11 protein-coding genes and 1 pseudogene are annotated in these 12,149 nt (G+C 75.8%); 4 read left to right on the top strand and 8 right to left on the bottom strand.

Annotation, left to right across the window (positions count from 1 at the left end; all coding sequences use genetic code 11):
* From MNZ39_RS09815 to MNZ39_RS09800, 4 genes and pseudogenes are all read right to left on the bottom strand, one after another.
* Nucleotides 1-1,001: pseudogene (locus tag MNZ39_RS09815) on the bottom strand (nitrite/sulfite reductase); the annotation flags it as partial.
* A 10-nt stretch (nt 1,002-1,011) separates the two neighbouring features.
* Nucleotides 1,012-2,373, bottom strand: coding sequence for a uroporphyrinogen-III C-methyltransferase (gene cobA / locus MNZ39_RS09810; protein ID WP_242337860.1), 1,362 nt, complete (start codon nt 2,371-2,373; stop codon nt 1,012-1,014).
* Nucleotides 2,370-2,603 (bottom strand): hypothetical protein, encoded by a 234-nt coding sequence (locus MNZ39_RS09805; protein ID WP_242337858.1) that lies wholly within the window; start codon nt 2,601-2,603, stop codon nt 2,370-2,372. The genes cobA and MNZ39_RS09805 overlap by 4 nt, the downstream gene beginning before the upstream one ends.
* A gap of 9 nt (nt 2,604-2,612) precedes the next feature.
* The gene (locus MNZ39_RS09800) at nt 2,613-3,950 is read right to left on the bottom strand and encodes a YeiH family protein (RefSeq protein ID WP_242337856.1); all 1,338 of its coding nucleotides are present in this window, start codon (nt 3,948-3,950) and stop codon (nt 2,613-2,615) included.
* A 376-nt stretch (nt 3,951-4,326) separates the two neighbouring features.
* Here MNZ39_RS09800 and MNZ39_RS09795 point away from each other — a divergent pair, with 376 nt between their 5' ends.
* Complete coding sequence (locus tag MNZ39_RS09795; protein ID WP_242337854.1) at nt 4,327-4,815, top strand: hypothetical protein; 489 nt, start codon at nt 4,327-4,329, stop codon at nt 4,813-4,815.
* A gap of 102 nt (nt 4,816-4,917) precedes the next feature.
* Complete coding sequence (locus tag MNZ39_RS09790; protein WP_242337852.1) at nt 4,918-5,286, top strand: DUF1841 family protein; 369 nt, start codon at nt 4,918-4,920, stop codon at nt 5,284-5,286.
* A 148-nt stretch (nt 5,287-5,434) separates the two neighbouring features.
* On the opposite strand, the gene MNZ39_RS09785 is transcribed toward MNZ39_RS09790, so the two are convergent.
* Complete coding sequence (locus MNZ39_RS09785; RefSeq protein WP_242337850.1) at nt 5,435-6,181, bottom strand: SDR family NAD(P)-dependent oxidoreductase; 747 nt, start codon at nt 6,179-6,181, stop codon at nt 5,435-5,437.
* Between the two features lie 187 nt (nt 6,182-6,368).
* Between MNZ39_RS09785 and crcB the strand changes: the two genes are divergently transcribed.
* Entirely contained in the window at nt 6,369-6,743 is a 375-nt protein-coding gene (gene crcB / locus MNZ39_RS09780; RefSeq protein ID WP_242337848.1) for a fluoride efflux transporter CrcB, read from the top strand.
* Nucleotides 6,744-6,895: 152 nt separating this feature from the next.
* Nucleotides 6,896-7,909, top strand: coding sequence for a hypothetical protein (locus MNZ39_RS09775; RefSeq protein ID WP_242337846.1), 1,014 nt, complete (start codon nt 6,896-6,898; stop codon nt 7,907-7,909).
* Between the two features lie 79 nt (nt 7,910-7,988).
* Here MNZ39_RS09775 and narI read toward each other — a convergent pair whose 3' ends face one another.
* The 3 genes from narI to narH are packed head-to-tail and all read right to left on the bottom strand — an operon-like array spanning nt 7,989 to nt 12,078.
* Nucleotides 7,989-10,088: a respiratory nitrate reductase subunit gamma gene (gene narI / locus MNZ39_RS09770; RefSeq protein ID WP_277957209.1), complete on the bottom strand. Its 2,100-nt coding sequence runs from the start codon at nt 10,086-10,088 to the stop codon at nt 7,989-7,991.
* Nucleotides 10,085-10,630, bottom strand: coding sequence for a molecular chaperone TorD family protein (locus tag MNZ39_RS09760; RefSeq protein WP_242337844.1), 546 nt, complete (start codon nt 10,628-10,630; stop codon nt 10,085-10,087). The genes narI and MNZ39_RS09760 overlap by 4 nt, the downstream gene beginning before the upstream one ends.
* Nucleotides 10,627-12,078 (bottom strand): nitrate reductase subunit beta, encoded by a 1,452-nt coding sequence (narH, locus tag MNZ39_RS09755; protein ID WP_255821417.1) that lies wholly within the window; start codon nt 12,076-12,078, stop codon nt 10,627-10,629. The genes MNZ39_RS09760 and narH overlap by 4 nt, the downstream gene beginning before the upstream one ends.
* Nucleotides 12,079-12,149 lie beyond the last annotated feature (71 nt).

Below are 12,149 nucleotides of genomic sequence, written 5' to 3'. Positions count from 1 at the left end.
GGCTCGCCGGGGCCGCGGGGCGGCGCCGCGGCGACGCGCGCGGAGATCTCCGCGGCGGTGGGAGGCTCCGGACGCGCGTGCGCGGGCGGCGGGGCGTCCGCCGGCGCGGCGTCGGGATCGAACGGGAGCCGCGGGGCGCCCTCGGCCCGCACGCGCGCGAGCTCCTCCTCGACGAGCGCGCGGAAGGGCTCGAACCCGAGCGACCGGACGAGGAACTTGAGCCGGTTGCGCTGCTTGTTCACCCGGTCGCCGCGGGCGTGGAACACGCGGACGATCGCCTCGGCGAGCGCGAGGAGCTCCGACGCGGGCAGGAAGTCGACGAGCGGCGCGCCGGAGGTGCACAGGGACGCCGTCCCGCCCGCGACCGTCACCGAGAAGCCGCGCACGGTCCGCCCGCCCTCGGTCCGCACGCGCGCGCGGAAGCCGAGGTCGTGGATGGCCGTCGCGACGTGGTCCTCGGCGCAGCCCTCGAAGGCGATCTTGAACTTGCGCGGCAGCGCGTTCGCGAGCGGGTGGCGCAGGAAGTGGCGCGTCGCCGCCTCGGCGTAGGGCGTCACGTCGAAGAGCTCGTCCGGCGAGACGCCGGCGAGGGGGCAGGCGACCACGTTGCGGACCGCGTTGCCGCCCGCGCCGGAGGTGGTGACGCCGTCCGCCGCGAGCCGGCGGAGCGCGGGCTCGAGGTCCGCCGGCCGCACGAAGTGCACCTGGAAGTTCTGGCGGGTCGTCACGTGCCCGTAGCCGCGCGAGAAGCGCGCCGCGACGTCGGCGAGCGCGCGGAGCTGCGCGGCGGAGGTCGCGCCCTGCGGCAGCTTGATGCGCAGCATGTGCAGGCCGTCCTGCCGCTGCGAGTAGGCGCCGCGCACCACGCGGTAGGCGCGCCAGGCGTCGGCGTCGATCTCACCGCGCTCGAAGCGGCCGAGCGTCTCGACGAAGGCGTCGATCTCGCGGTCGTCCGCGAAGGTCTCCCGGACGGGCGGGGTGGGCTCTGAGGGGCGGGACATGCGGCTCCTTTCAGGCGCTCTGCGCGGGCGCGAGCGGTTCGTGGTCACGCGCGTCGGCGCGCGAGGAGGTGAGCTGCAGGGCGGCGACGGCGCCGATGACGAGGGTGCCGGGGAGCTCCGGGTGATCGGGCAGCGCGGCGTGGCGCAGCCCCGCGAGCGTGCCCTTCCAGGCGAACGCGTCGGGGGACGACGCGCCGAGGACGATCGCGGCGGGCGTCTCCCGATCCCACCCGCGCGAGAGGAGCCGGGTCGCGATCCGCTCGCGCGCGCCGATCCCCATGAGGACGACGAGCGTGAGCGAGGTCTCGGCGCCCATCCGATCCAGGATCGGCCCGTAGGTCCGCTCGTCGTGCCCCGCGATCACCGCGAAGCCGGCCGCGAGCCCGCGGTGCGTCACCGGGATGCCGGCCAGCGCGGGCGCGGCGATGGCGGACGACACCCCGGGTACGACCTCGAACGGCACGCCCGCGGCGGCGAGCGCGCGCGCCTCCTCGCCGCCCCGCCCGAAGACGAACGGGTCGCCGCACTTGAGCCGGACGACGCGCTTGCCCTGCCGCGCGGCGCCCACGAGGAGCCGCTCGATCGCGCGCTGCGACACGCTGGGGCGGCCGGCGCGCTTCCCGACCTGGAAGCAGTGCGCGCGCGGCGCGAGCCTCAGCACGTCGGCGTCCACGAGCGCGTCGTAGAGGACGACCTCCGCCTCGGCGAGCCGGTCGGCGGCGCGCCGGGTGAGGAGGCCCGGATCGCCGGGCCCCGCGCCGACGAGCGACACCAGGCCCGGCGGCGTCGGCGCGGCGGCGCCGGGGGAGGGCGCGCGCGCGTACAGGGAGTTCAGCTTCTCGAGCAGGAGCGGGCGGCGGGTGGCGAGCGGCACGCGGGCGCGCTTCCAGCCCTCGCGCTCCGCCTCGGCGGTGTCCACCCAGGACGCGAGGTCGCGCGGCAGGAGCGCGTCGAGCGCCTCGCGCAGCAGCCCGGCGAGGGCAGGGGCGCGCCCGCCCGTGGAGATCGCCACCGTGGCGTCGCCCCGCCGGACGACGCCGGCGGTGTACGCGGTCGCGGTCTCCGGATCGTCGACCGCGTTCACGAGCAGGCGCCGCGCCTCGGCGGCCTCCGCGACCTCGCGGTTCACCGCCGGCGTCGCGGCGGCGACGGCGAGCCAGGCCGCGTCGAGATCCGCGGGCCGGAACGGCCGGCGGTGCACCGCCGCGGCGCCCGCGGCGACGTCGTCGCGCACCTCCGGCGCGACCACCGTCACGCGCGCGCCGGCCTCGGCGAGCTGCCGGACGCGCAGGGCCGCCATCGCCCCGCCGCCCACGACCACGACCTCGCGGCCGGCGAGCTTCACGAACAGCGGGACGAGGGGCGCGGTCACAGCACCCCCCACTGGCGCACGTACTCGAGGAACACCTGGAACTCCCGATCGCGGAACCCGAGCGCGAGGAGGTGGCGCTTCGCGTCGCCGGCCTCGACCGTGGTGGACTCGGCGACGATGCGAGCGCGCTCGCGGCGGACTTCGAACCCACGCGCCGCGAGCGCGTCGGCGAGCGCGCCGGACCGCGGCGCGCGGGCGTCCACGGTGACGCGGGTGACGTGGTCGACCATCGCGGCCTCCTACTTCACCGCGTCCCAGTAGGACGCGAACACGGAGGTGGAGAGCCAGTAGCCGAGCGGGACGTTCACGAGGACGCCGAGCGCGAACGCGGCGAACGGGCGCCAGCCGAACCGGGTCAGCTCGCGAAAGCGGGTCGTGAAGCCGATCGAGAGGAACGTCCAGGTGAACGCCCAGCCGCGCAGGTTCTTGAGGGGCCCGATCGCCTCCTTGGAGAACTGCGTCCCGATCTTCGAGTCGACGGAGGCGAGCACGACCGTCACGGCGAGCGAGGCGACGAGGAACCCGAGGATGAACTTGGGGAAGCGCTGCCAGATCTCGGCCGGGCGGACCCGCTCCGCCTCGGCGGCGCCCTTCCGCTCCCAGCGCGTGACCGACAGGAAGGCCACCACGAGCGCCCACACCCCCACGAACATGTCGCGCCCGACCACCTTCATGAGCGTGAACGTCTTGATGGCGCGCTCGTCGCCGAGGGTGGCGGCGGCGGCGAAGCCCGCGGCGTCGGCGAACTCCGAGGTGCCGATCCAGGCGCCGGCCTGGCCGGGGCCGAGGCCGAGGTGCCGGGCCCCGACGGGGAGGAGGAAGATCATCGCGACGGCCCAGAGGATCACCATCGAGATCGCCACAGAGACGTGGCTCTTCTCCGCGCGGCACGCGCCGCCGATGGCGATGGCCGCCGACACGCCGCAGATCGAGCCGCCCGCGCCGAGCGTGGCGCCGAAGCGCGGATCGAGGCCGAACAGCCGGGTCGCGGCGAGGTAGATCGCGGCGAAGGTCGTCACGGCCACGATCGTCGCCTGCAGGATGGCGAGCGGGCCGGCCTGGAGGATGATCGTGAACGGCAGCGTCGCGCCCATGAGCACGATGCCGACCTTGACGTAGAACTCGGTGCGGAGCGCCGACTGGAACCAGCGCGGCAGCGCGACGGCGTTCCCGAGCACCATGCCGACCACGAGCGCGAGGAGGGGCGGCTCGAGCTGCCAGGCCTTCAGGACCTCGTTCGAGCCGAGGATCGCGACCACGATCGAGAACACGAACAGCACGCCGAACCCGGCGGCGTACTTCGCGACGTCCCAGCCGATCACCGCCGAGGCGGCGCCGAAGAGCGCGAGGAAGACGCCGAAGAGCACGAGGGGCGAGGCCGGGTTCGCCTGCAGCGTCGCGAGCACCTTCCCGGCGTCCGACCAGGCGGGGAAGGAGAGCGCCGCCGTCGAGACGAGCCGCGTCGCGCCGAGGAAGAAGGCGGAGGTGACGGCGAGCACGATCCCGAGCGCGATCAGGATCGCCCAGGTGTCCTCGCGGCGGTGCCAGGGGAGCGTGGAGGGAGGAGCGGCGGACATGGGAGTTCCTCGTGCGGTGCGCAGGGCTTCGCCAGGGACGCGCCGTCCGGCAGCCCGTGACGGCCGGCGCGTCTACTCGAACGGGGTGAAGGAGCTCGCCGGCGCTCAGCCGCGCATTCGCGCGGGAGGCGCCGGCCGGCGACACATGCATCGCCGGTGGAGCGTCCGACGCGCGGCGGAGCGGGAGGAGGCGGGGAGGGCGCGCATCGTGTGCGAATCCTAGATGACGGACGAAACTCCTGTCAAGCGGACAACGGATGAGTGTCCGACTTAACGGACGAGCGCAGCCGGTTCCCCCCGGAGCCCGTTCCGCGCCGTGACGGGGTCTCCTCGCCGGGGTTGAGCGCCACTATCTCGTTCTGTCGAGGAGGCGGTCATGACGAGGCGTGCACCGGTCGCAGTGCTCACGTTCTGGGCGCTCGCCGCGCCGGCCGGGGCGGAGGTGCCGGCTCCGGCGACCGCCGATGCCGCCGGAGCGTGCGCGCTTCATTCGCCCCAGGCGACCGCGTCGAGCGCCGCGTGCGTGGCCTGCCACCCGCGCGGGCGCGAAGGCCATACGCACCCCGTGGACTTCTCGTACGCGCAGGCCCAGGCGGGTCGCTCGTCCGCGCTGCGCGATCCCGCAGAGGTCGCCCGCCGGCAGATCCGGCTGCCCGAGGGGGAGGTGCGGTGCGCGACCTGTCACGACGCCGACTCGCCCTGGGCCGCCCACGTCGCGCTCCCGCCCGGCGCCGAGGCGCGGCTCGCGCCCGATCCTCGCGCCGTCCTCCCCGGAGAGGACGCGGGCAAGGCGCAGGCACGGCGGCCCCGGCCGGGCGAGGCGGTGGCCACCCGACCGCTGTGCGTCGGGTGTCACGTGTACTGACGGCGGGCTTCGCTCGCCTGTTCGTCGTCCGATGCTGCGCGCGCCTTCGCCTCGCGGCGGGTTGCGGCGCCTCCGGGCGCGGCGCTAAGGTCCGCGCCGAGCATGGACTACGACGCCGATCGCGCGCCCGAGCCGCGCGCCTGGAAGGACGTCCCGCAGGAGGAGCGCCTGCGCGCGGTCGAGGCGCACCACCACGCGCTCTCCCGACCGCACCCGCCGATGCCGAAGCCGCGCGTCCACGCAGCGCTCCACCTCGTGGTGGAGGACCAGCTCGCCTCGGGCGAGCCGCCGCAGGCGCGCGGCGCGGTCGAGCGGCTCGTGGCCGGCGGCCTCACGCGCCACGAGGCGCTGCACGTGGTGGGGCGCGTGGCGGCGGACGCGCTCGACGCCGCGCTCAAGGGCGGCCGCTTCGACGCCGCCGCCTACGCCCGCGCGCTCGACGCCCTGCAGCCGCCGGCGCCGGCGCGGTAGCGGCCAGCCATGTTCGAACGGGGGCGGCGCCCCCGCCCCGCCGACGGCTGACCGCCGTCGGCGGGGGCCCCACCCCTGCGCGCCGGGTCCCGGGCGTCGCCCCGGCGGGCTCGCTTCGCTCGCCTGTTCGCGGATCGTGATCGGCCGTTCAGGCCATGAGCGCGCCGCCGCTCACCGGCACGTACACGCCGGTGAGGAAGCGCCCGTGCTCGGACGCCACCATCAGCACCGCGCCCGCGACGTCCTCGGGCACCCCGATCCGGCGGAGCGGCGTCATCCGGGCCATCGCCTCCTTCTGGGCGGCCGGCTGATGAGCGGTCGCGTCGGTGTCGGTGAGCCCAGGCGCGACGGCGTTCACGCGGACGCCGTGGGGCCCCAGCTCGAGCGCGAGCCCGCGGACGAAGGCGTCGAGCCCGGCCTTGGCGGTGCTGTGGGCGCAGAAGCCCGGGCCGGGGTGGCGGGACAGGCCGCTCGAGATCGCCACGATGCAGCCGGACCCGCGGGCGATCATGCCGGGGGCGACCGCCTGGCAGCAGTGGAACGCCGCGCCCAGCTCACCGTCGAGCTTCGCCTGGAAGTCCGCCCAGCGGTACTCGACGAACGGGCGGATGGGGAACGAGATCGACGCGTTCACCACGAGCGTGTCGATGGGGCCGAGCGCCGCCTCCGCCTCCGCGACCATCCCCGCGACCTGCCCGGGATCGCGCACGTCGGCCCGCACCGCGACCGCCCGCCCGTCCGCGGCGCGGATCTCGTCCACGACGGCGCGCGCCGCCTCCTCGCTCTGGAACCAGTTGACGGCCACGGCGGCGCCGTGGCGCGCGAGGAGCTTCGCGGTCGCCGCGCCGATGCCGCGGCTCGCGCCCGTCACGAGGGCGACGCGTCTCTTCATCATGGGTGACCTCCGGTGCGAGGGAGAAGGGCCGAGGCGAGCCTAGACGAGCGATCGGGATTTTGGAAACGGTCCGCGAGCGAGGCGAGCCCGCCGGGGCGACCCGCGCATCGCGGCGGGGCCGCGAACGGTCGTCCAGCGCGGCGCCGCACCGTTGCGGATCGGCGCCGGCCGCGATAGACCGGCGGCCGTGATCCGGCTCCTCATCGTGTGCGCGGGCGGCGCGCTCGGCAGCGGCGCGCGCTACCTCGTCTCGACCTGGGCGGCGCGCGCGCTCGGCGCCGACTTCCCGCGCGGTACGCTCATCGTGAACGTCGTGGGCTCGTTCCTGCTCGCGCTGCTCATGGGGCTCGCGGGGGCGCGGGAGGGGATCTCGCCGGAGGTGCGGCTCTTCCTCGGGGCGGGGATCCTCGGCGGCTTCACGACCTACTCGTCGTTCAACTACGAGACGCTCGCCCTCCTCGAGCGCGGCCCGGCGCACGCGCTCGCGAACGTCGCCCTCACGCTCCTGGGGTGCCTCGCCGCGGGGTTCGTGGGCCTCCTCGCCGCGCGCACGCTCGGGTGAGCTCGCGCCCGGCTCGCCCGGGCGTCGCACGCTCGCCGGATGCGCCCGGGGTGCCCCCGTGCACACGCTTAGCTCCGGGGAAGTACCCGGAGCCGCGGCCAGGATCGCCGGCCGGCGACGGTGCGGGCGGGCGCACGCGGCGGGAGGGGGCCATGCAAAGGAAGCTCTTGGCGGCCACGCTCGCGGCGCTCGTCGCCGCGACCGCGGAGGGGCAGGCCGAGTCTCAACAGCAATCCGCCGCGGCGCCGCAGCAGTCGGCGGCACCTCAGGCCGTCGCGCCGCAGCAGCAGGCCGCCGCGCCGCAGCAGCAGGCCGCCGCGCCGCAGCAGCAGGCCGCCGCGCCACAGCAGCAGGCCCCTGCGCCGCAGGCCGTCACGCCGCAGCAGCAGGCCCCTGCGCCACAGCAGGCCCCTGCGCCGCAGCAGCCGACGGCGTCCGCGGCGCCGGCCGGGCAGCCTCGCGTGGCTCCCCCCGGCCGCACGCTCGCCGATTCGTGCGTCGAGCTGCTGAACGGGCGTGTGGAGTCCGGGGTGGACGTCACGGCGCTCCGCGCGAGCTGCGAGGGGCTCGTGCGCCAGGGCGGGACGGTCGCACCCGGTGTCGGCACGGCGACCCCGCCGCCCGGCGAGAGCATCCCCACCGGCTTCACGCAGCCTCCGAGCGAGTTCCGGGAGCGGCGCGTCGGCATGGGGATGACCTCCCGGGGAGCGGTGGACAACACCGTCGTCACGAACCCGCTCGGCTGGTTCAGCGGGCTCGGCGTCAACGCCACCTACATCCGGCCCTTCCCGTGGGAGCACGCGTCGTGGCTCGTCTCGGCGCGGTACTCGCGCACGAACGCCTCGAACGGAAACGTGAGCTCCTTCGGGCTCGGGAGCGGCGCCGACCTGTTCGTCTTCGGGCACAACAACGAGGGGCTCCGCATCGGGCCGCGCATCGACCTCAGCTTCGGACGCGAGACCGTCCAGGGCTCCTCGAACTTCGCGCGCGTCGGGGTGGCCGCGGAGATCGGCTTCAACATGATCCACGCGAGCGGCTTCACCTCCAGCGTGGGCGGCGGGTGGGGCGCCCGGCTCGCGGGGGACGCGCAGGACGAGAACTTCACGAGCTACACCGGCGGCGAGGACGGGCCCTACCTGAAGCTCGGCATGGGGTACAGCTGGTGAAGGGGGAGGCGGCGCCGCCTCCCCCCGCGACGCCGCCCGCTCCCCGCGTCCTCCGCTCGGCCCGCCGCGGCGGGCGCGCTCAGCAGCTGATCGCCGCGCCCCTGCGCGCGTACCACCACGCGGTCGCGGCGACGGCGAGGGCGTAGTACGCGACGAGGCCGACGATCGCCGCGCCCGGCCCGCCGGTGAGCGCGACCGAGGTCCCGAATGCCTTCGGGACGAAGAAGGCGCCGTACGCGGCCACCGCCGACGCGAACCCCGCGACCGCGGCGGACTCCGTGGCGGCCGCGCGGCGCGCCGCCGCCAGCGCGGCGGGGGAGGCGCCCGCGGGCGCGCGGTTCAGGGCCGCGAAGATCGCCGGGATCATGCGGTAGGTGGAGCCGTTCCCCACCCCCGTCGCGGCGAAGAGGAGCACGAACGCGCCGAGGAACGGGGCGAAGTGGCCCGCCGCGCCGCCGCGGGGCAGGAACGAGAGCACGGCGAGCGCGAGCCCGGCCATGGCGAGGAAGTTCCACAGCGTCACGCGCGCGCCGCCGACGCGATCGGCGAGCCACCCGCCCACCGGCCGGAACAGCGCGCCCACGAGCGGGCCGAGGAACGCGTAGCGCACCGGGTCCACGCCGGGGAACGACCCCTTCACGAGCAGCGGCAGCGCGGCCGAGAAGCCGATGAACGAGCCGAAGGATCCCAGGTAGAGGGCCGAGACGATCCAGGTGTGCCGCTTGCGGAAGATGCGCGCCTGCTCCCGGAACGAGGCCCGCGCGCTCGCGACGTCGTCCATGCCGAGCCAGGCGAGCGCCGTCGCGAGGAGGATGAAGGGCACCCACACGAAGCCGGCGTTCTGCAGCCACAGGTGCTGCTCCACGCCGTTCTTCACCGCGACCTGGGGCGCGCCGCCCAGGGCGCCGAACACGCCGGCGGTGATGGCGAAGGGCACGAGGAGCTGCATCCCGGACACGCCCAGGTTCCCGAGGCCGCCGTTGAGGCCGAGCGCGGTGCCCTTCCTCGCGCCCGGGAAGAAGAAGCCGATGTTCGCCATGCTCGAGGCGAAGTTCGCGCCGCCGAGGCCGGCGAGGAGGGCGAGGACGAGCAGCACGGGGTAGGGCGTCGTGGGGTCCTGCACCGCGAGGCCGATGCCGATCGCGGGGACGAGCAGCGAGGCGGTGGTGATCGTCGTCCACAGGCGCCCGCCGAACAGCTGGACCGCGAACGAGTAGAAGATCCGGAGCGTGGCCCCGGAGAGCCCCGGCAGCGCGGCGAGCCAGAAGAGCTGGCCGGTGTCGAGCGCGAAGCCCACGTCGGGCAGCCGGACCACGACGACGCTCCAGACCATCCACACGCAGAACGCGAGGAAGAGCGCGAAGATCGAGATCCAGAGGTTGCGCCGGGCAGTCGCCTCGCCGCTCCGCGCCCACGCCGCCGCGTCCTCCGGGTCCCACACCGAGAGCACCTGCGGCTCGAGCGCGCGGGAGCGCAGCACCGCGGCGGCGGGCCGGGGCAGGTCCACGCCGGCGGGGGCGCGCGCCCAGACCGTGCGGCCGCGGACGCCGCCGGCGAAGCGCAGCGGGAACGAGACGACGTGGGCGAGGCGCGAGAACGGGATGAGCGCCACGAGCACGAACGCGAGCACCGCGTGGAGCTTCACCGGCGTCGGCAGCACGGCCGCGAAGGCCGGATCCGGCGAGAGGGTGAAGAGCGAGCGCAGCCACGGGGCGGCCGTGTGCAGGTACCAGATCGAGCCCCAGCGCAGCGAGAGCGTCACGTACAGGCCGAGCCCGACCTGCAGGACGAGGAGCGCGAGGACCACGACGTCCATGGCGCTCGTGACGGCGCGCACGCGGGGCAGGGCGAGCCGCCGCCAGAGGAGGAGCGCGCCGGCGGCGAGCGCCCAGGCGCCGAGCGCGAGGCCCGTCACCTCGAGGAGGTGCAGCCGCGCCGGGTCGCCGAGCACGCGGCCCATCGTGCGCGGGGCGAGCGCCGCGAAGGCGTGCGCGGAGAGGATGGCGAGGATCGCGACGTGCCACGGGACCGCGCCGAAGTGGAGGAGGCGCGACTCGAGGAGCTGCGAGGAGCGCGCGGAGATGGGGGCGCCCGCCCCCGCGTGGCGGAGGACGAGCCCGGCCGCGGCGAGGGCGACGGCGACGTACGGGACGACGGCGAAGAGGACGAGGTCCGTCATGGTCCGGCCTCCTGGGGCGCGACGGGCGGGCCGGCCGGCGCGGGCAGCGCGGCGGCGAGCGCCTCGAGGGCGGCCCGGTACGGGTGGTCGTGGTCGAGCGCGGCGGCCGCGCGGCGGGCGGCGGGCGCGAGGACGAGCGCGGCGACGTCGTCGGCCTCGCCGCCCTCCGGCGCCTCCGCGACGTAGCGGAGGAGCTCGGCGAAGTGGTCGGGCACCTCGCTCGCGCGGGGGAGGCCCGCCTCCGCGCGCAGCGCCGCGAGGTGGGCGAGGAGGGCGTTCCGCCGGGGCCCCTCGCCGCAGAGGTGGATCCCGGCGTACGGGCTCACCGCGGGGCGGAGATCGAAGGTGGCCGTGTAGAGCTCCTCCGCGCCGCCCGGGCCGAGCAGCGCGAGCCGGTCGGCGAGCGTGTCGAGCGCGGCGCCGATCCCGCCCGGGAGGTGGCTCGCGTGGGCGCGCAGCCGGCCGGGGAGCGCGTCGTCGGGGTAGGACAGGAGGTCGGCGAACGCGCGCGCCGCCTCGCGCGAGAGCGCGGGCGCGGTCACGGTACCCTCGCGCGCAGCCCGGCGAGGCCCTGCAGGCCGACGAGCTGCTCGGTCTCGGCCTCGCGCCCGCCGGGCGGCCGCACCACGCGCTCGCGGAGCGTGGGGTACACGGTGAGCCGGTGGAGCGCGTCCGCCACCTCGGGCGTGAGCCCGGCCGTGCGGAGCGCCTCGGCCGCGTCCGCCTCGCTGACGTCGCCCACCGTGGCCGCGCGGCGGCGGGTGCGCACCGCGACGAGCCGCCTGAGCGCGGACCGGACGACCTCGTCGTTGCCCGCCGCGAACATCGCCGCGAGGTAGCGGACCGGGATGCGCTGGGCGTCGGCCGGGGTGAGGGCCGCGCCGTCAGCGGCGCCGGTCCGCACCGGCGAGAGCGGCGGCACGTAGAAGACCATGGGCAGCGTGCGGAACTCGGGGTGGAGCGGCAGCGCCACCTCCCACTGCCGCACGAACCGATCGGCGGGCGAGCGCCGCGCGGCGTCGAGGGTCGCGTCGGAGATCCCGCTCCGCCGCGCCGCCGCGACGACCTCCGGGTCGGCGGGGTCGAGCAGCGCGGCGCGCTGCGCGGCGACGAGATCGTGCTCCGGCGCGCGCGCGGCGCGCAGGGCCGCCTCCGCGTCGAAGAGCAGGACGCCCTGGTAGCGGATCCTCCCGACGCACGCCTGGAAGCAGGCGGGGGGCTCGCCGCTCTCGACGCGCGGGTAGCAGCCGATGCACTTCTCCGACTTCCCCTCAGACCACGAGTGGAACGTCTTCTTGTACGGGCAGGCCGGGACGCACATGCGCCACCCGCGGCAGGCCTCCCGGTCGATGAGCACGATCCCGTCCTCGCCGCGCTTGTAGATGGCGCCGGACGGGCAGGCCGCGGCGCAGGCCGGGTTTAGGCAGTGGTTGCAGGTGCGGGGCAGGTGGAAGAAGACGATCCCCTCGAGCGCGAGGAGCGCCTCGCGCTCCGCCGGCTCGAGCGCGGCGAGGTTGGGATCCGCGGCGGCGTGCACGCTCGAGCCGGCGAGGTCGTCGTCCCAGTTCGGTCCGGCGCTCGGGTCGATCGGCAGGCCCGTCACGGCCGACACCGGCCGCGCGGTGGGCAGGTCGTCCGAGGCCTTCGCCTGGAACAGGTCCTCGTAGCGGTACGTCCACGGCTCGTACTGGTCGTCGAGCGTGGGGAGGCGCGGGGCCTGGAACAGGTGCTCGAGGATGCTGCCGCGGCCGCCGAGGCGGAGCCGGAGCTCGCCGTCCTCCACCACGAACCCGCCGCGGTGGCGCTCCTGGTCTTCCCAAAGCGCGGGGTAGCCCGTCCCGGGCCGCGTCTCGACGTTGTTCCACCACATGTGCTCGGAGCCCCGCCGGTCGGTCCACAGGTTCTTGCAGACCACCGAGCAGGTATGACAGCCGATGCACTTGTCGAGGTGGAACACCGACGCGAGCTGCGCGCGCACTTCCATCGTCATGGCCGTCTCCAGTTGAACGGGCGCCCCGGCGGGCTCGCTTCGCTCGTTGAACGTTGCCGTGCCATCGCGGT

It is taken from the genome of Anaeromyxobacter sp. SG66 (assembly GCF_022690805.1).
GTDB lineage: Bacteria > Myxococcota > Myxococcia > Myxococcales > Anaeromyxobacteraceae > Anaeromyxobacter > Anaeromyxobacter soli.
This window is presented reverse-complemented; position numbering and strand designations above follow the sequence as displayed.